The organism is Burkholderia sp. Bp8984 (assembly GCF_003853755.1).
In the GTDB taxonomy this organism is placed as follows: domain Bacteria; phylum Pseudomonadota; class Gammaproteobacteria; order Burkholderiales; family Burkholderiaceae; genus Burkholderia.
The window spans coordinates 80,379-98,845 of sequence record NZ_QTQN01000009.1; the positions used below are offsets into that span (position 1 = coordinate 80,379).

An 18,467-nucleotide genomic window follows, 5' to 3' on the forward strand; every position below is an offset into this window, starting at 1 on the left:
TAGGAATGGCCGTCGCGCGCGCGGCACGCCGATTCAAGAGCGATTCCTCTAAACGCCCGCGTGAACTAAATTTAAGATGTATCGATGAATTCGACGCGATGCAGCGGCCGCCAGAAGCCGCGCCGTCGCGAAACTGGGGAGACGACGATGCAGCGCGACGTTCTGCAGGCCGCGTGCCGACCGGGTTGCCCGGACGCACCGCGCGCGGCCCGCATTTCATTTCAAACGGATGCCTTGGCGGTGACGTGCAACACCGTGCGCGCGGCCGGTCGAAATCGAACGACGCCGCGTATCGCCGACCGTTTGAACGGCGCGTCGCATGCGCGGCTCGACCTGCCGATTCATGCATCGTCGCGCGCATCGCGTCATGCCGCTTCGGTGCGCCGGCAAGCATCGGCAATTCGCGATCGCGCACCATTCGGAAGTCGCAACGAGCCGCACGCGCACCCCGAGCAATCCCGTTTTCGAACACGAATACCGTCGCGCGGATACGACGCTTGCCGCACGTTGCACCCTGTTTTCGACCGTGCATCGCATCCGGCCCCGTGCCGCGCGACGCGCGCCATCCCGACCCGCCCCACCACGCTCGCCGAGCGGGTACGTGCGGCCTGACTGCTGGCCGACGTGCCACGCCCAACTGGAGTAGACGACATGAAGAACGACCTGCCCGAACTGGCCCCGCAAACGGCGCCGTCGGTCGATGCGCTGACGTCGCTGCTGCGCGACCAGCGCGCGGCCTACCTGCGCGCGCCGTATCCGGAGTGGGACACCCGCGCGCAGCACCTGCGCGCGCTGCGCACGATGCTGCTCGATCACGCGGATGCGCTCGCCGATGCGATCAGCGCCGACTTCGGGCATCGCGCGAAGCAGGAAGTACTGCTGTCGGAAATCTGGATGGCGAAGGAAGAGATCGACGATGCGCTCAAGCACGGCAAGCGCTGGATGAAGCCCATCCGCAAGCCGATGAACAAATGGCTGCGGCCGGCGCGCGCGAAGGTGCTGCCGCAGCCGCTCGGCGTGGTCGGCATCGTCGTGCCGTGGAACTATCCGCTCCTGCTCGCGGCCGGGCCGCTGATCTGCGCGCTCGCGGCCGGCAACCGCGCGATCATCAAGATGTCCGAACTGACGCCGCGCACGTCGGCGCTGTTCGAGCAACTGATTGCGAACACCTTCTCGCGCGACCACGTCGCGGTCGTAAACGGCGATGCGGAGATCGGCGCCGCATTCAGCGCGCTGCCGTTCGATCACCTGCTGTTCACCGGGTCGACGCACGTCGGCCGCCATGTGATGCGCGCCGCGGCCGACAACCTCACACCCGTCACGCTCGAACTCGGCGGGAAGTCGCCGGCGATCGTCGGTCCGAATGCGCGCTTCGATGCGGCCGTCGACGCGATCATCGGCGGCAAGACGCTGAACGCGGGCCAGACCTGCATCGCGCCCGACTACGTGCTGCTGCCGCGCGGGATGGAAGCCGCGTTCATCGAGCGGGCACGAGCGCGCTTCGCGAAGCTGTATCCGGACCTGTCGACCAACGGCGACTACACGACGATCGTGTCGCCGCGCCATTACGCCCGGCTGCAGCAGCTGGCGACCGACGCGGAGGCGGCAGGCGCGCAATTGCATCCGCTGTCGGACGCGCAGTCCGATCCCGCGTCACGCCGCTTCGTGCCGTGCGCGGTCACGCACGTGCCGGCCGCGTCGCAACTGATGCAGGAGGAAATCTTCGGGCCGTTGCTGCCGCTCGTGCCGTACGAGCGGCTCGACGAGGCGATCGCGTACGTGAACGCGCGGCCGCGGCCGCTCGCGCTGTACCTGTTCGACGAGGATGGCGGCACGGTCGAGCGCGTGATGCGCGAAACGATCTCGGGCGGCGTGACGGTGAACGACGCACTGCTGCACATTGCGTGCGGCAGCCTGCCGTTCGGCGGCGTCGGCGCGAGCGGGATGGGCGCGTATCACGGCTACGACGGCTTCGTGACGTTCTCGAAGATGAAGCCCGTGCTCACGCAGGCGCGCCTGAATACCCGCGGGCTGATCGCACCGCCTTACGGCAAGCGCTTCGCCGCGGTCATCAGGATGATGCTGAAGTTCTGAGCGATGCGGGCCGAGCGCCACACGCGCCGGCCCGCCCGCGAACGCCGCACGGCGACGCTGCCGCGCGCGCCGTCGCACGTCACACGGGCCAGAGCGGCCCTTCCTGCATCGCGCCGATCTGCTCGCGCAGCTCGAGCACGCGTGCTTCCCAGTAGCGATGCGTGTTGAACCACGGGAACGCGGCCGGAAACGCCGGATCGTCCCAGCGGCGCGCCAGCCAGGCCGCGTAGTGGATCAAGCGCAGCGTGCGCAGCGCTTCGACCAGATGCAGCTCGCGCGGCTCGAATTCGCAGAAGTCCTCATAACCTGCGAGCAGGTCCGCGAGCGCGCGCGAGGCGCCTTCGCGATCGCCCGGCAGCAGCAGCCACAGATCCTGGACGGCGGGCGCCATCCGGCTATCGTCGAAGTCGACGAAATGCGGGCCTGCGTCGGTCCACAACACGTTGCTCGGATGGCAGTCGCCGTGCGTGCGCAGCAGGCGAATCTCGCCCGCACGCTCGAACGCGGCCTCGACGCCTTCGAGCGCGAGGTTCACCGCCGTCTCGTAGGCGGGCCGGACATCGTCGGGAAGAAAATCGTGCGCGAGCAGGTAGTCGCGCGGCTCGTAGCCGAACGTGCGGATGTCGAGCACCGGACGCGCGACATACGGCTCGGTCGCGCCGACCGCGTGAATCCGGCCGATGAAGCGGCCGAGCCATTCGAGCGTGTCGCTGCGGTCGAGATCGGGCGCGCGGCCGCCGCGCCGCTCGAAGATCGAGAAGCGGAAGCCGTCGAACGCATGCAGCGTGCGGCCGTCGAACGCGCGCGCGGGCACCGCCGGAATCTCGCGCGCGGCGAGCTCGGCGACGAACGCGTGTTCTTCCAGGATCGCGTCGTCCGACCAGCGCGCGGGCCGGTAGAACTTCGCGACGACCGGCGGGCCGTCTTCGATGCCGACCTGGTAGACGCGGTTTTCGTAGCTGTTGAGCGCGAGCAGGCGCCCGTCGGTGCGCAGCCCGGACGGCATCAGCACGCTGTCGAGCGCGTCGAGCACGCACTCGGGCGTGAGGCCGGCGAACGGCGGGCCGGCGGGAGCTGCGGGGGCGGAAGTGTCGTCTTTCATGCCCCGCATTGTGCCGTCAGCCGCGCCGAAACACGAGCGCCCGGTGCGGCACGCGCGCTCAGTGGATCGCGGCGCCGGCCGGCAGCACGGATTCGCCGGTGTCGATCAGGTCCTCGAGAAAGAACGGCTCGGTGTTGAGTTCCTTCGACTCGCCCGGCACGCCCGCGTACCAGGTCACCATGGCCATGTCGCCCAGAACGCGCTGAACGATGCCGCGCGCGCCCTTCGGCACTGCGATATGGGTAGTGCAGACAATCGACCCGACATGCATGATGGTTCCCCACTCTTGAAACTTGAAACCCGGCTCGCTGGCGAGCCGGCAAATGCACGATCCGCGCCGCCCTCGTCGGGGTGTTGCGCGTGATCCCATTGTTCACGGTTTATCGAAGCGCGAAAAGAAGAAGAAGCAGGCGAAGTGCCGCGAATTCGTCGAATGTCTCCAATCAACCACTGCGCCGCGCGTGCGCTTGCACGGGCGGATACCCCCATCATACCCTGTCGAATGTGACTGTCCGCCGAATCCGGCCATACGCGCGGCGCGCACGCGAATCGCACGACAGGCGTATCGTCTGCCCTTTGCCCGGTCGCGAGGAGACTTCGCGTGAGCGCAGCGAACGGAACCACGCCCGCGGCCTCGCGCCTCAATGCCGCGCCCCCTACCTCGAACGAGACTCACGCAGCTACCGACGCGCGGCGTGCGGCGTGATGTCGTAGTGTCGTGGCGCCATAGCGTATGGCGGTGCCGGTGCGCCAGCGGTTGCGCTGCACGGCCGCCTTGCGTTACCTTTGACGTTCATTCGCGTTCAAGCGCATTTCGACACGATGCATCCGCTCACGTCCGCTCTCGCAAAATCGCGGCCGCAGGCGTGCGCGCATCCGTCGGTCCTCCCTCCTCCTGTCGCACCGCCGCGCGTCGGCGCCGCGCCGCCCCCGCCGGCGGCACGCGTCGGCTGACCAGCCGGCTTTCGGTTTCCGTTTTCCATTTGCCCGTTCGGGCCGTTCGTGCGCGATCGCGCACGACGCGTTCCCGCACGCGCGACATGGAACGTTTCGATCCGTTCGACAGGTGGATTCACATGGTTTCGTTCAAACGCGCGCTCGCCGCGCATGGCGTGACGTCGCTCTTCGTCCTGCTGTGGAGCAGCGGCGCGATCTTCGCGGAACTCGGTCTGCATCACGCATCCGCGTTCGTCTTTCTCACCGCGCGATTCGCGCTCGCGTCACTCGTGCTGCTCGCGCTGGCCATCATGCGCGGACGCTGGCTGCCGCCACGCGGCGAGCGCCGCATGGCCGCGCTGACCGGCCTGCTGATGATGGGCGGCTATTCGATCTTCTACCTGCTCGCGCTCGATCGCGGGATCGCGCCGGGCGTGCTCGCGACGATCCTCGGCGTGCAGCCGATCCTCACGCTCGCGATCGTCGAGCGGCGCTGGCAACCGATGCGTATCGCCGGGCTCGGGCTGTCGTTGGCCGGTCTCGCGCTCGTCGTGTGCCGCGGCGTGGGCGGTGCCGGCCTGCCGGTCATCGGCGTCGCCTGCGCGCTCACGGCGCTCGTCGCGCTGACCGCCGGCTCGCTGCTGCAAAAGCGCGTGCGCGCGGCGCCTGCCGACGTGCTGCCGCTGCAGAACGCGATCGGCCTCGTGCTGTGCGTGGCGATCCTGCCGTTCCGGCCGATCTCGCTCGAGATCGGCTGGGCGTTCGTCGTGCCGCTGCTGTGGCTCGGGATCGTGATCTCGGTGATCGCGCAGTTGCTGTTCTACCGGTTGATGCAGCGCGGCGATCTCGTCAACGTGACGAGCCTGTTCTATCTCGTGCCCGTCGTCACCACGCTGATGGACGCGCTCTGGCTCGGCAACCGGCCCGAACCGCTCGCGCTCGCCGGCATGGGGGCGATCGTCGGGGGCCTCGCGCTCGTGTTCCGCACGCCCGCCGTTCGCGCGCAACCCGATCGCGCGTAAGCGGCCGGGCTGCCGCGCCCGCGGGTGCGGCAGCCCGTAGCGAACACGTACGACGTTTCCGCGCCAATCGAAAGGAACGGGAAAGACTGGCGCAAGGCATTCGTCCAATTCGCGGGAAAAATGCGGAATCCCCGGGGTTTTCCGCATACTTTTAATGGTTCGGATAGCGAAAATCGCGGCGAGCTTGCCTATACTCGAACTGTCCGACCCGCTCGCAATCGCGAATCGGTCGGCCCAACAAGAGAAATGCCCGGCATGGGGCTGGAAGACGCGCATGCGCCTGTTCCGGCCGACTACGGAGACACGCATGACGACCTATTTCACGATCGGCGACTTCATCCTGTTGATTCCGATGGCGCTGGCCGGAGCGCTATTTCTCGGCGCGGTGCCGTGCGCAACCGAATTCCGCCACAACCTGCTGCGCGTGCTCGGCGTCATCCTCGGCGTCGGCGTTGCGGTATTGCTCGTCGAGGGCCTGCCTGCACTCCTCTAGCCACGCGTCGGCGCGCGGCGGTCACGTCGCTGCATTGCAGCGACGCGACGGCGTGTGTGCGTGCGCGGCGATACGGCATGCAATGCTTCGCATCCCGTATCGACGGTCGTTGCTGCCGGTCAGATCGCCTGATCGGTGGACGGCTTTTCCCACAGATTGATGCCGCCCTCGATCGCGTGGCGATCGATCTCCGCGAGTTCGTCGGCCGAGAATTCGAGATTCTTCAGCGCGCCGACGTTTTCACGCACCTGCTCCGCACGGCTCGCGCCGATCAGTGCGGACGTCACGCGGCCATTGCGCAGCACCCACGCGAGCGCCATTTGCGCGAGGCTCTGCCCGCGCCGCTCGGCGATGCCGTTGAGCTTGCGCACGTGCTCGAGGTTCTCCGCGCTCAGGTGATCCTGCTTCAGCGAGCCGCCGCCCGGTTTGTTCACGCGAGCGTCTTCCGGCACGCCGTTCAGGTATTTCGACGTCAGCAGCCCCTGCGCGAGCGGCGTGAACGCGATGCTGCCCGTGCCGATCTCGTCGAGCGTGCCGAGCAGGTCCGGCTCGATCCAGCGGTTCAGCATGTTGTACGACGGCTGGTGGATCAGCAGCGGCACCTTGTATTGCGCGAGCAGTTCGGCCATCTCGCGCGTCTTCGCGGCCGAGTACGACGAGATGCCGATATACAGCGCCTTGCCCTGCTGCACGGCCGATGCGAGCGCGCCGGCGGTTTCCTCGAGCGGCGTGTGTGCGTCGAAGCGGTGCGAATAGAAGATGTCGACGTAGTCGAGGCCCATGCGCTGCAGGCTCTGGTCAAGGCTCGCGAGCACGTACTTGCGCGACCCGCCGCCGCTGCCGTACGGCCCCGGCCACATGTCCCAGCCGGCCTTCGTCGAGATCAGCAGCTCGTCGCGGTACGGCCGGAAATCTTCCTTCAGCAGCCGGCCGAAGTTGGTTTCGGCGCTGCCGTACGGCGGCCCGTAGTTGTTCGCGAGGTCGAAGTGATTGATGCCGAGGTCGAACGCGGTGCGCAGGATCTCGCGCTGCGTCGCGATCGGCGTCGAGTCGCCGAAGTTGTGCCACAGGCCGAGCGACAGGGCGGGCAGTTTGAGCCCGGATTTGCCGCAGGTGCGGTATTGCATGTCGGCATAACGTTCGGAAGCTGCTTCGTAGGCCATGAGTCGGTTCCGTCAGGACGTCGGGGAAGGGACGCGCGCCGCGCGCGAACATCACGCGCCGGCGGCGAAGGAAACATACGACGGCTATGGTAGCGAACGTGGCCGATGCGCGCACGGCAATGGACGCGGCTGCGCGCGTCGCCTACACTGCGGCGTCTCGAATCACCGTTACAGCGAGGTTGGTATGTCCCGGGTCATGTCGGTTGCGCTGCTCGTCGGCGGCGTCGTGCTGCTGTATTTCGGCGGCCAGTCGTTCCATTCGATCAACGACAACGTGTCGCGCTTCTTCACCGGCTCGCCCGCCACGAAAACGATCCTGCTGATCGCCGGCGGCGCCGTCGCGATGCTGATCGGCCTGATCGGCCTCGCGATGCCGGCCAACAAGCGCTGATCTCGCAGCCGCGCGACGCACGACGACGTGCCCGCCTCGCGTGATGCGGGCCGCACAAAACGCAACGGGCGGCCAGGCCGCCCGTTTCTTCATCCGCTCATGCGGCCGCCGCGCCGCATCGAACCATCGACGCGGCTGCAGCGCTGCCCGAACCGCTGCTAGAACTGCACTTCCGGCTTCGCCGCCGAACGCGTGCCCGGCACCGGCCGGTTGCTCACGCCGTGATACGTGTAGACGAGCGAGAACTTCACCTGGTCGGAGCGGTTCTGCCCCGCCGAATGCAGCGTGTTGCAGTGGAAAAACACGACGTCGCCCGTCTGGAGCGGCGGGCAGGTTGCCGCGTCGATCATCTTGCGGTTTTCCGGCAGGTCGCTGCGGAAGAACTTCGCGTCGTCGAACGCTTCCGGCCCGAATTCGGCCGTGTGCGAACCCGGCACCAGCCAGAGCGCCCCGTTTTCATTCGTTTCCGGGCCGAGCGCGAGCCACACCGACACCATGTCCGCGCGTTCGAACGACCAGTAGCGGAAGTCGCGATGCCAGCCCGTCAGGCTGCCGTACGCCGGATGCTTCGTCATCATGCAGTTGTGATGCGCGCGCGACAGCACCGGCTGCTCGCCGAAGTACTCGCGCATCCACGCGCCGATTTCCGGCGCGATCGCGCGCTCGGCGAACGCCGGATCGCGCGTGTAGGCGTCCAGCAGCCGCCGCACCGTATGCCCGCCCGGCGCATGCTTCGACTCGGGCGCGCCCGGGTAGCGCAAATCCGCCTCGAACTCGATCGGCTCCGCCGCTTCCTGCAACTGGCGCGCCGCGATCCGCTTGAGCGTCGCGCACTGCGCTTCGCCGACGAGGCCGCGCGCGACGACGAAGCCGCGTTCGCGCAATTCCGCGACTTGCGCGCGGATCGATTCCGACTGCAATGAAGACGACATGGGATGCCAGACGTTTATTGTGTGAATGTGACGATTGTAAATCGGCGCCGGATGCCGCGAACAGCGCCATTGTCGTACGCAGGGGCATGCCAATCGCCGATTTGATCTGGCTCAAGGGAACTGTGCGGCGCGGCGCGAGCCTCAGCGACAGGCGGTATGCGACGACACGCTTGCGGCACAAGGGTTTATCGCGACTTTTGCACGTCATGAAACCCCGGTAGCCTGTCGCGGCCTGTCAATTCTGGCGGGCGCGGCGCGCAACGACTTTCGGTAAGATCCGTTGCGCCATCCGAGGCCGTTCATACCAGTGCGCTCTTCAAGGGCGCCATCCATACAAGCGAAGCATCGTTCACATGCCATTCCGTCTGACTTCCCGTCTCAGCCGCGCTGCGAAGCGCGTCGTGCCGTCCGCTCCCGCCCGCCCGCTGCGCCATCACCGCGCGCGCACGCAGGCGCTCGCCGAGCACACGCACGCGCACAGCCGGCTGGACGGCATCCGCGCGTGGTTCCACGCGTTCTTCTCGATGATGAGCGCACAGGCGTTCGCCCGCCGCGCCGGCCTGCGCTCGCTGCTGCAGAAGCCGTCGTCGCTGCGCGCGCTCGCGCTGCGCCGCACGCTGGGCCCGCAGCGCCGCGTCAATCGCCCGCGCCGCCTCGCGGCCAGCAACGGCTGGTTCGGGTTCGGCGCACGCTGAGGCCGAGCCGGCGGCACGCTGCCCGCAACGATCGTCACGCGCCGTCATCCCGCCGGCGAGTGACACGCATAAAAAAACCCCGGCATGCCGGGGTTTTTCGTTTCGGGCGGACGACGCTTATGCGACGCGTGCCGTCGGCTCCACGCCAGCCGCTTCGGCCAGCGCGAGTGCCTTGTCGGTTGCTTCCCACGAGAATTCCGGCTCGTCGCGGCCGAAGTGGCCGTAAGCGGCCGTCTTCTCGTAGATCGGGCGCAGCAGGTCGAGCATCTTGATGATGCCCTTCGGACGCAGGTCGAAATGCTCGCGGACGAGCTTCGTGATCACCGCATCCGACACGCGGCCCGTGCCGAACGTGTTGACCATCACCGAGGTCGGCTCGGCAACGCCGATCGCGTACGACACCTGGATCAGCGCGCGCGATGCGAGACCTGCCGCGACGATGTTCTTCGCGACGTAACGGCCGGCATACGCTGCCGAACGGTCGACCTTCGACGGATCCTTGCCCGAGAACGCGCCGCCGCCGTGCGGTGCGGCACCGCCGTAGGTATCGACGATGATCTTGCGACCCGTCAGGCCGCAGTCGCCCTGCGGGCCACCGATCACGAACCGGCCGGTCGGGTTCACCAGGAACTTGATGTCGCCCTTGATCAGGTCGGCCGGCAGCGTCGGCTTGATGATTTCCTCGATCACGGCTTCGCGCAGCGCCGGCAGCTCGATGTCCGGTGCGTGCTGCGTCGACAGCACGACGGTGTCGATCGAATCGGGCTTGCCGTCGACGTAGCGGACCGTGACCTGCGACTTCGCGTCCGGGCGCAGCCACTGCAGGCGGCCGTCGCGGCGCAGGCTGGCCTGGCGCTCGACGAGACGGTGCGACAGGTAGATCGGCAGCGGCATCAGTTCCGGCGTTTCGTCGCATGCGTAACCGAACATCAGGCCCTGGTCGCCCGCGCCTTGATCGAGGTTGTCGTCATGCGCGCGGTCGACGCCTTGCGCGATGTCCGGCGACTGCTTGTCGTACGCGACGAGCACCGCGCAGCCCTTGTAGTCGATGCCGTAGTCGGTGTTGTCGTAGCCGATGCGCTTGATGGTGTCGCGCGCGATCTGGATGTAGTCGATGTTGGCCGTCGTGGTGATTTCACCGGCCAGCACGACGAGACCCGTGTTGCACAGCGTTTCGGCCGCAACGCGGGAGTATTTGTCCTGCTCGAGGATGGCGTCGAGAATCGCGTCCGAGATTTGGTCCGCGACCTTGTCCGGATGGCCTTCGGAGACGGATTCGGACGTGAAGAGATAATCGTTTGCCACTTTTTCAGGCTCCTGTGTGGTTACGGTGGGTTTCACGTAGCCAGCTTCGTTGGCCTGAAGCGGCGACGCTTTAGCGGATTACCAGGACCGGGCAGCGCGCTTCGCGCCAGCCGGCTTCGCCCCGCAAGTTGTCAGTTAACTCGGCGAAGCCCGTATTATAGCGGCTTTCGTGAATTGTCACAGAGCGCCACACGTGCTGCATCGTCCGCTGTCCTACCCCCCTATTCGCAACGCGCCGGCCAGCCGGCCCCACGGAGATTCCGCATGCTAGGCCGCCTCGGCACGCACCTCGCCATCGGCTTGCTGAAGCTGCTCGCCCTGCTGCCGTACGGTCTGACCGCACGGTTCGGCGACGGCCTCGGCTGGCTGCTGTACCAGATTCCCAGCCGGCGAAAGCGCATCGTACATACCAATCTGAAACTCTGCTTCCCCGACTGGAGCGACGAGCGGCGCGAGGAAGTGGCGGGCCGGCATTTCCGCCACGCGATCCGCAGCTACGTCGAGCGCAGCGTCCAGTGGTTCGGCTCCGAGCGCAAGCTCGCGAAACTGATCCAGGTCGACAGCGCGGTCGATCTCACGGACCCCGATCTGCCCCCGACGCTGTTCCTGGGCCTGCATTTCGTCGGCATCGAAGCCGGCTCGATCTGGCTGAACCGTTCACTGCAGCGCCGTTGCGGATCGCTGTACCAGCCGTTCTCGAATGCGATACTCGAGGAAGAAGCGAAGAAGGCGCGCGGGCGTTTCGACGCCGAGATGGTCGGCCGCGCGGACAGCGCGCGCGTCGTGCTGCGCTGGCTGCGCGACCGCAAGCCGGTGATGCTCGGCGCCGACATGGACTACGGGCTGCGCAATTCGACGTTCGTACCCTTCTTCGGCGTGCCCGCGTGCACGCTGACGGCCGTCGGCCGGCTCGCGAAGACGGGCCGCGCGCAGGTCGTGCCGTTCATCGGCGAAGTGCTGCCGAACTACCAGGGTTACCGGCTGAAGGTGTTCAAGCCGTGGGATCACTACCCGACCGGCGACGACGATCTCGACGCGCGGCGGATGAACGAATTCCTCGAAGAGCAGATTCCGCTGATGCCCGAGCAGTATTACTGGGTGCACAAGCGCTTCAAGACGCGCCCGCCCGGCGAGCCGAGCCTCTACTGAGTCGAACCGCGGGCGCGTCGTCAGATGCGCGCCTGCACCCTCGCTACCTTCGGCGCGCCTTTCGCGCGCGCCTGCCAGAGATCGTAGGCCGACTGCTGCGCCAGCCACAGATCCGCCTTCCCGCCGTTTTCCTCGCCCAGCCACGCTTCGAGACGCAGCGCCATTTCAGGCGAGATGCCGGCATGGCCGTGCAGGATGCGCGACAGCGCCGCGCGCGTGACGCCGAGCTGCGCGGCGGCTTCGGTGACGGTCAGGCCGAGCGCCGGCAAGACGTCGTCGCGCAGCGCCTCGCCCGGATGGGGCGGATTGAAGATGCGAGTCATGGCGTTGAATGACCTCAGTGATAGTCTTGATAGTTGACCAGGACGGCATCCGGGCCCTCGAATCTGAACGTCAGGCGCCAGTTGACGCTCACGCTCACCGAGCAGTAACCCTCCAGCCCGCCGGCGAGGCCATGCAGGCGCCAGCCGGGTACGTTCATGTCGAACGGCTGGCTCGCCATGTCGAGACGGGCAAGCTGGCGCCGCAACCTCGGCGCATGATCCGGCCGGATGCCAGCCTTGCTCCCGTTCGTGAAAAACGCTTCCAGCCCCTTGTGCTGCCATGACTTGATCATGGGCCTCCCACACTCGAGTGCGATTCGACGGCATGGCCCACATGGCGTATAGCCAGACTATACGAATCGCCTGATTGATTTGTCAATTTGACCGGTACGAAAACGCGCACGCGGCGAAATCCCGTGCGCTGGAAACGGCGCGACGCGTACCGCCGGATTCACCTGTCCCGACAACGCTCGCCACACCGCACCACCTCAATCTGCCGACTCGGTGCCCACGCGACCAGTCAGCCGATCGGCCGGCATCGCCGCGCTCCGCCGCCCGAACGGCGCCCGGCGCCCCGCCCGCGCAGGACGCCCCTGTCGGCTGCATGTATCATTTGCGGTTGAGATCAGCACGACGAACGACGCCGCCCGGCATGACGGCGCGCCGCGTCCGTCGTGCCGGCCGCCCTGTTCGCCATGGAATTCCGGACCCAGTGAAACTCTCGTTCACCAAGATGCACGGCGCGGGCAACGACTTCGTCGTGCTCGACAGCTATTCGCGCGCGCTGCCGCCGCTCACCGAGGCGCAGGTGCGCGCGCTCGCCAACCGACACTTCGGCATCGGCGCCGACCAGTTGCTGCTCGTCGAGAAACCGACCGTCGACGGCGCGGATTTCAAGTACCGGATCTTCAATTGCGACGGCGGCGAAGTCGAACACTGCGGTAACGGCGCGCGCTGCTTCGTGAAGTTCGTCAGCGACCGCGGCCTGACCGACAAGCGCAGCGTGCGCGTGCAGGTGATGAAGGGCCTGATCACGTTGACGATGCAGGACAACGGCGAAGTCGTCGTCGACATGGGCGCGCCCGTGTTTGCGCCGGCGGAGGTGCCGTTCGACGCCGCGGGGCTCGACGGCCGGACGGAAGGCAACGACACGCTGTGGCCACTCGACGTCGGCGGCCACACGCGCTGGATCTCGACGGTGTCGATGGGCAACCCGCACGCGGTGCAGGTCGTCGACGACGTCGAAGCGTATCCCGTGCTCGACGAAGGCCCGCTGATCGAGCGCCACGCCCGCTTCCCGCAGCGCGTGAACGCCGGCTTCATGCAGATCGTGTCGCGCAGCGAGGTGAAGCTGCGCGTGTACGAACGCGGCGCGGGCGAGACGCTCGCATGCGGCACCGGCGCGTGCGCGGCGGTGGCGGCCGGCATCCGGCGCGGCCTGCTCGATTCGCCGGTGACCGTGCACACGCATGGCGGCACGCTGACGATCGGCTGGGGCGGCGCGCGCGACGAAGCCGCCGCGCTGATGATGTCCGGGCCCGCCACCACCGTGTTCGAAGGCGAGATCGACCTGAACGTCTGACCCTTCAACGTCCGATAACCGAAGAACGCTCCAGCCACATGAACGATCGCGAAGTCGCCGACTACCTGCTCGCCAATCCCGAATTCTTCGCGCAACACGCGGAATTGCTCGCGACGATCCGTCTCGCGAACCCGCACGGCAAGGCCGCGATCTCGCTGCAGGAGCGGCAGATGGAGATGCTGCGCGACAAGAACAAGCATCTCGAGCGCCGGCTCGCCGAGCTCGTGCGCTACGGCCACGAGAACGACAGCCTGTCCGCGAAGTTCAGCCGCTGGACCGCGCGCGTGATCGCGGAACGCGACCCGTACGCGCTGCCGCGCACGATCGCCGAAGGCATCGCCGACGTGTTCGATGTGCCGCAAACCGCGCTGCGCGTTTGGGACGTCGCCGACACCTATGCGCAGGCCGATTTCGCGCGCCAGGTCGGCGAGGAAGTGCGGCTCTTCACGAACGGGCTGTCGACGCCGTACTGCGGCGCGAACACCGGATTCGAAGCGGCCCAGTGGCTCGCGCCCGCGCTCGCGGCGCCGGCCGCGAATGCGGCGGAAGGCGCCGAAGCCGCGCCGGCCGGCGACGGCGCGGCCACGTCGGTCGCGCTGCTCGCGCTGCGTGCGCCGCTCGGCGGCACCGATGCGCCCGCGTTCGGCCTGCTCGTGCTCGGCTCGCCCGATCCGCGCCGCTTCCACGACGGGATGGCGACCGACTTCCTCGCGCAGATCGCGACGCTCGCGAGCGCCGCGCTCACGCGTCTGCTGCCGCATTGAGATCGCTCCCGCGATGACCGACGATCCGATCGCCGCCTACCTGTCGAACCTGAAACACGTCAGGCAGCTGTCGGAACACACGCTGCGTGCGTACACGCACGAACTCGACGAACTGAAGAAACTCGCCGCCGGCCGCCCGCTCGACGCGCTGACGGCCGCCGACATGCGCGGCGCGGTCGTGCGCGCACACGCGGGCGGCTTGTCCGCTCGCTCGATCTCGCACCGGCTTTCCGCATGGCGTGCGTTCTATCGCTGGCTCGCGCAGCGCGTCGAGCTGCCCGCGAATCCCGTTGCCGGGGTGCGCGCGCCCAAACGCGAGAAATCGCTGCCCAAGGCGCTGTCGGTCGACGATGCGGTCGCACTCATGGATACGCCGCTCGCCGGCACGACCGAAGGCATCCGCGATCACGCGATCCTCGAGCTGTTCTATTCGTCCGGGCTGCGCCTCGCGGAACTGGTCGGGCTCGACGTCATGTATACGCAGGCCGACGGCTACCGCTCGGCCGGCTGGCTCGATCTCGCCGAAGCCGAAGTCACCGTGCGCGGCAAGGGCAACAAGGAGCGCAAGGTGCCGGTCGGCCGCAAGGCGATCGACGCGCTGAACGCGTGGCTCGCGGTGCGCGGCGAATTCGTGAAGCACGATCCGCATCCGCTGTTCGTGTCGGTGCGCGGCAACCGGATGGCGCCGGGCGTCGTGCGCGACCGCGTGAAGCGCGCGGCGCTGGCCGCGGGCATCCCCGCCAACGTCCACCCGCACGTGCTGCGCCATTCGTTCGCGACGCACGTGCTGCAGTCGAGCGGCGACCTGCGCGCGGTACAGGAGCTGCTGGGCCACGCGAGCGTCGCCGCCACGCAGGTCTACACGTCGCTCGACTTCCAGCATCTCGCGAAAATTTACGACAGCGCGCATCCGCGCGCGAAGAAGCGCGACTGACGCGCGTTCCGCCCTACCCGCCGCGCGCGGCGGCCGGCAACGGCCGGCGTCGTCCGCGGCCCCAATCGATCCGATCATGCAAACCGTCACACTCAGACCGTCCAAGGAAAAATCGCTGCTGCGCCGGCATCCGTGGATCTACGCCAATGCGATCGACCGCGTCGACGGCACGCCCGCCCCCGGCGCGACCGTGGTCGTGCGCGCGCACGACGGCCGCTTCCTCGCGCGCGGCGCGTACAGCCCGCAGTCGCAGATCCGCGTGCGCGTGTGGAGCTTCGACGAGAACGAGCCGATCGATCACGCCTTCTTCAAGCGCCGCGTGCAGCGCGCGGTCGCGCACCGCACGACGATGGTGTCGGGCACGGGCGCGGTGCGGCTCGTGTTCGGCGAAGCCGACGGGCTGCCGGGGCTGATCGTCGACTACTACGTCGCGGACACGGCCGAGCCGGGCGCCGTGCCGCGCGGCCAGCTCGTGTGCCAGTTCATGGCTGCGGGCGTCGAGGCATGGAAGGATGCGATCGTCGCGGCGCTCAGCGGCGCGACCGGCTGCCCGAACGTGTACGAACGCTCGGACGTGTCGATCCGCGACAAGGAAGGGCTCGCGCAGACGACCGGCGTGCTCGCCGGCGACGCGCCGCCCGCTACGCTGATCGCGAACGAAAACGGCGTGCGTTATCACGTCGACGTGCCGAACGGCCACAAGACCGGCTTCTACGTCGACCAGCGCGACAACCGCGCGCTCGTCGCGCAATACGCGGACGGCCGCGACGTACTGAACTGCTTCTGCTACACGGGCGGCTTCTCGCTCGCGGCGCTCAAGGGCGGCGCGAAACGCGTCGTGTCGATCGACTCGTCGGGCGACGCGCTCGCGCTCGCGCAGCAGAACGTCGTCGCGAACGGTTTCGATCCCGACCGCGCGACCTGGCTCGACGCGGACGCGTTCAAGACGCTGCGCCGCCTCGTCGACGAAGGCGAGCGCTTCGACCTGATCGTGCTCGATCCGCCGAAGTTCGCGCCGACCCGCGACAGCGTCGATCGCGCGTCGCGCGCCTACAAGGACATCAACCTGAGCGGCTTCAAGCTGCTGCGTCCGGGCGGCCTGCTGTTCACGTACTCGTGCTCGGGCGCGATCGACATGGACCTGTTCCAGAAGATCGTCGCGGGCGCGGCCGCCGACGCGAAGGTCGACGCACGGATCCTGAAGCGGCTCGGCGCGGGCGTCGATCACCCGCTGCTCGCCGCGTTCCCGGAGGGCGAATATCTGAAGGGGCTGCTGTTGCAAATCGTCTGATCGCCCCGATCTAGACGGACACCCGTTCGCCGGCCGTTCGTGCGCTGGCGGAACCGCGCTCTCGCCTGTCGTCCGGACGACGGGCGAGGGCTTGACAGGTATGTTTCAATGGATGGTTGTGCGCCCCGGCTCGCGAGTCGACGGCGCGACGCACACATCCTGGTTTTGACCCCGATTCACGAACCACAGGCGACCGACATGGCCACTCCCGTCACCATCCTCACCGGCTTCCTCGGCAGCGGCAAGACGACGCTGCTCAAGCGCATCCTGAACGAACAGCACGGCATGAAGATCGCCGTGATCGAGAACGAGTTCGGCGAAGAGAACATCGACAACGAGATCCTCGTCCAGGACACGAACGAGCAGATCATCCAGATGAGCAACGGCTGCATCTGCTGCACGATCCGCGGCGACCTCGCTCGCGCGCTCGGCGATCTGGCCGCGAAGAAGCGCGAAGGCAAGCTCGACTTCGACCGCATCGTGATCGAGACGACCGGCCTCGCGAACCCGGGCCCCGTCGCACAGACCTTCTTCATCGACAGCGAGATCGCCGACGATTTCCTGCTCGACGCCGTCATCACGCTGGTCGACGCTAAGCATGCGAACGCGCAGCTCGACGAACACGAAGTGGTGCAGCGCCAGGTCGGCTTCGCCGATCGCCTGTTCATCACGAAGTCGGACCTCGTCGACGACCAGGCCGTCGCGGCGCTCAAGCACCGCCTGATGCACATGAACCCGAAGGCGACGATCAAGGTCGTGAATTTCGGCGAAGCCGACATCAAGGAAATCTTCGACCTGCGCGGCTTCAACCTGAACGCGAAGCTCGAGATCGACCCGGACTTCCTCGCCGAGGACGACCACGCGCACCATCACCACGATCACGACCATGATCACGATCACGCGGATTGCGACCACGATCACGGTCAATGCGCGCACGATCACGACCACGGCCATCACCATCACGCGCACCACGACGACAAGATCAAGTCGTTCGTGTACCGCAACGACCGTCCGTTCGACCCGAACAAGCTGGAAGATTTCCTCGGCGGCATCCTGCAGATCTACGGGGAACGGATGTTGCGCTACAAGGGCGTGCTGTACATGAAGGGCGTCGACCGCAAGGTCGTGTTCCAGGGCGTGCACCAGATGATGGGCAGCGACCTCGCCGCGAAGTGGCTGCCGGTCGAGAAGAAGACCAACAAGATGGTGTTCATCGGCGTCGACCTGCCGCAGGACCTGATCACCGACGGCCTCGACGCCTGCCTCGCCTGAGCGGTCGGGCCGGTGTCGCAGGCCTTCCGTGCGGCCGCCTTCGCGGGCGGCCGCGGGGCTTGCGGGGTGCCGTTTCCGGGCAGGGTTTCGCCGTCATCGCTTTTTCGCGATTTGCGCGTTATATTTTCTAGATATTGGCGCAGCCGACGGGGATCGACCCGATACGGCGCCCGCTTGCGATTCAGTTACAATACGTGCCCGCTGGAGTACGGCAATAACAGGCCCGGTTCTTGCAGAACCATTACCCGGGCATCGCAACCGCGCCGGATCGCCCATCCGCCACCCGGCCGCGGCCGATGCGATCTGCCGCGCAGTACCGGTTCGCCGCGCGCGCAAATCCGCGCCAGGCCTGTCCTGGTATTTGAGAACCGGTTTTCCAGAGGCTTTCGGCCCCGCGACGGCAAATCGCAAATGATTGCAAGCGGCAGTTGCGGGTAATCCCAAAGTGCAGGCACTATCTCCTGATTTGCCGCACATTGAAGAAGCAAGCAGATGACGAAGAAACTCTTGACCGAAGCCGAAATCCTGAAGATGAGCGACAAGGATTACATGAATGAGGATCAGCTCGCCTTCTTCAAAAATCGGCTCGAACAGTTGCAGGCGGACATCCTCAAGAACGCAGGCCAGACGACCGAGAACCTGCGCGAGACGGTGATCGTCCCCGATCCCGCCGACCGCGCGACGATCGAGGAAGAGCACGCGCTCGAGCTGCGCACGCGCGATCGCGAGCGCAAGCTCCTCAAGAAGGTTCAGCAGTCGCTCGCCCGCATCGATTCCGGCGACTACGGCTGGTGCGAGGAAACCGGCGAACCGATCGGCATCCCGCGCCTGCTCGCGCGTCCGACGGCCACGCTGTCGCTCGAGGCGCAAGAGCGCCGCGAGCTGCGCCAGAAGCTGTTCGGCGACTGATCGAGCGGCGTTCCGCTCCGACACGCTGCTTCCCGAAAGCGCGCGGCCTGCCGCGCGCTTTTTGTTTTTCCGGCACCGGTTCCCGGCCCGCCGGCCGATTTGCGTCCCCC

At 67.1% G+C, this 18,467-nt stretch carries 20 protein-coding genes; 13 read left to right on the forward strand and 7 right to left on the reverse strand.

Going from position 1 to position 18,467, the window contains the following annotated elements; all coding sequences use genetic code 11:
• Positions 1 to 147: 147 nt before the first annotated feature.
• Positions 148 to 612, forward strand: coding sequence for a hypothetical protein (locus DID98_RS11995; RefSeq protein ID WP_124570751.1), 465 nt, complete (start codon positions 148 to 150; stop codon positions 610 to 612).
• Positions 613 to 651: 39 nt separating this feature from the next.
• Entirely contained in the window at positions 652 to 2,094 is a 1,443-nt protein-coding gene (locus DID98_RS12000; RefSeq protein WP_124570752.1) for a coniferyl aldehyde dehydrogenase, read from the forward strand.
• Between the two features lie 79 nt (positions 2,095 to 2,173).
• Here the strand turns inward: DID98_RS12000 and DID98_RS12005 are convergent, their stop codons facing one another.
• Positions 2,174 to 3,205 (reverse strand): serine/threonine protein kinase, encoded by a 1,032-nt coding sequence (locus tag DID98_RS12005; protein WP_124520550.1) that lies wholly within the window; start codon positions 3,203 to 3,205, stop codon positions 2,174 to 2,176.
• 49 nt (positions 3,206 to 3,254) lie between these two features.
• Entirely contained in the window at positions 3,255 to 3,467 is a 213-nt protein-coding gene (locus DID98_RS12010) for a hypothetical protein (protein WP_011886311.1), read from the reverse strand.
• A gap of 805 nt (positions 3,468 to 4,272) precedes the next feature.
• On the opposite strand from DID98_RS12010, the gene DID98_RS12015 reads away from it, so the two are divergent.
• Entirely contained in the window at positions 4,273 to 5,154 is an 882-nt protein-coding gene (locus DID98_RS12015) for a DMT family transporter (RefSeq protein ID WP_124570753.1), read from the forward strand.
• A gap of 307 nt (positions 5,155 to 5,461) precedes the next feature.
• The gene (locus tag DID98_RS12020) at positions 5,462 to 5,647 is read left to right on the forward strand and encodes a hypothetical protein (protein WP_014895742.1); all 186 of its coding nucleotides are present in this window, start codon (positions 5,462 to 5,464) and stop codon (positions 5,645 to 5,647) included.
• 119 nt (positions 5,648 to 5,766) lie between these two features.
• Here the strand turns inward: DID98_RS12020 and mgrA are convergent, their stop codons facing one another.
• Entirely contained in the window at positions 5,767 to 6,810 is a 1,044-nt protein-coding gene (gene mgrA / locus DID98_RS12025) for an L-glyceraldehyde 3-phosphate reductase (protein ID WP_124570754.1), read from the reverse strand.
• A 184-nt stretch (positions 6,811 to 6,994) separates the two neighbouring features.
• Here mgrA and DID98_RS12030 point away from each other — a divergent pair, with 184 nt between their 5' ends.
• The gene (locus DID98_RS12030; RefSeq protein ID WP_124570755.1) at positions 6,995 to 7,201 is read left to right on the forward strand and encodes a DUF3185 family protein; all 207 of its coding nucleotides are present in this window, start codon (positions 6,995 to 6,997) and stop codon (positions 7,199 to 7,201) included.
• Between the two features lie 158 nt (positions 7,202 to 7,359).
• Here DID98_RS12030 and DID98_RS12035 read toward each other — a convergent pair whose 3' ends face one another.
• Entirely contained in the window at positions 7,360 to 8,133 is a 774-nt protein-coding gene (locus DID98_RS12035) for a phytanoyl-CoA dioxygenase family protein (RefSeq protein ID WP_124486684.1), read from the reverse strand.
• Positions 8,134 to 8,486: 353 nt separating this feature from the next.
• On the opposite strand from DID98_RS12035, the gene DID98_RS12040 reads away from it, so the two are divergent.
• Positions 8,487 to 8,828 (forward strand): hypothetical protein, encoded by a 342-nt coding sequence (locus DID98_RS12040; protein WP_044847852.1) that lies wholly within the window; start codon positions 8,487 to 8,489, stop codon positions 8,826 to 8,828.
• Between the two features lie 117 nt (positions 8,829 to 8,945).
• On the opposite strand, the gene metK is transcribed toward DID98_RS12040, so the two are convergent.
• Positions 8,946 to 10,133: a methionine adenosyltransferase gene (metK, locus tag DID98_RS12045; protein ID WP_044847851.1), complete on the reverse strand. Its 1,188-nt coding sequence runs from the start codon at positions 10,131 to 10,133 to the stop codon at positions 8,946 to 8,948.
• A 264-nt stretch (positions 10,134 to 10,397) separates the two neighbouring features.
• On the opposite strand from metK, the gene lpxL reads away from it, so the two are divergent.
• Positions 10,398 to 11,282, forward strand: coding sequence for a lauroyl acyltransferase LpxL (gene lpxL, locus DID98_RS12050; protein WP_044847850.1), 885 nt, complete (start codon positions 10,398 to 10,400; stop codon positions 11,280 to 11,282).
• Between the two features lie 20 nt (positions 11,283 to 11,302).
• Here lpxL and DID98_RS12055 read toward each other — a convergent pair whose 3' ends face one another.
• Both DID98_RS12055 and DID98_RS12060 read right to left on the reverse strand, forming a co-directional pair.
• A complete protein-coding gene (locus tag DID98_RS12055) occupies positions 11,303 to 11,605 on the reverse strand; it encodes a HigA family addiction module antitoxin (RefSeq protein WP_044847849.1) in 303 nt (100 codons plus the stop codon).
• Between the two features lie 14 nt (positions 11,606 to 11,619).
• On the reverse strand, positions 11,620 to 11,898 hold the full coding sequence (locus DID98_RS12060) for a type II toxin-antitoxin system RelE/ParE family toxin (RefSeq protein ID WP_124486685.1): 279 nt from the start codon (positions 11,896 to 11,898) through the stop codon (positions 11,620 to 11,622).
• Between the two features lie 419 nt (positions 11,899 to 12,317).
• On the opposite strand from DID98_RS12060, the gene dapF reads away from it, so the two are divergent.
• The 6 genes from dapF (at position 12,318) to dksA (ending at position 18,357) form a co-directional block, all read left to right on the forward strand.
• The gene (gene dapF / locus DID98_RS12065; protein ID WP_124486686.1) at positions 12,318 to 13,187 is read left to right on the forward strand and encodes a diaminopimelate epimerase; all 870 of its coding nucleotides are present in this window, start codon (positions 12,318 to 12,320) and stop codon (positions 13,185 to 13,187) included.
• Positions 13,188 to 13,225: 38 nt separating this feature from the next.
• The gene (locus DID98_RS12070; protein WP_124486687.1) at positions 13,226 to 13,951 is read left to right on the forward strand and encodes a DUF484 family protein; all 726 of its coding nucleotides are present in this window, start codon (positions 13,226 to 13,228) and stop codon (positions 13,949 to 13,951) included.
• A gap of 13 nt (positions 13,952 to 13,964) precedes the next feature.
• On the forward strand, positions 13,965 to 14,885 hold the full coding sequence (gene xerC / locus DID98_RS12075; RefSeq protein WP_124486688.1) for a tyrosine recombinase XerC: 921 nt from the start codon (positions 13,965 to 13,967) through the stop codon (positions 14,883 to 14,885).
• A 76-nt stretch (positions 14,886 to 14,961) separates the two neighbouring features.
• Positions 14,962 to 16,176, forward strand: a complete 1,215-nt coding sequence (locus DID98_RS12080; protein ID WP_124570756.1) for a class I SAM-dependent rRNA methyltransferase — start codon at positions 14,962 to 14,964, stop codon at positions 16,174 to 16,176.
• Positions 16,177 to 16,374: 198 nt separating this feature from the next.
• Entirely contained in the window at positions 16,375 to 17,448 is a 1,074-nt protein-coding gene (locus DID98_RS12085; protein ID WP_124486689.1) for a GTP-binding protein, read from the forward strand.
• 492 nt (positions 17,449 to 17,940) lie between these two features.
• Positions 17,941 to 18,357 carry an RNA polymerase-binding protein DksA gene (gene dksA / locus DID98_RS12095; protein WP_006477498.1) on the forward strand — a complete coding sequence of 139 codons (417 nt, stop codon included), beginning with the start codon at positions 17,941 to 17,943 and terminating at the stop codon, positions 18,355 to 18,357.
• The last annotated feature ends 110 nt before the right edge of the window (positions 18,358 to 18,467 follow it).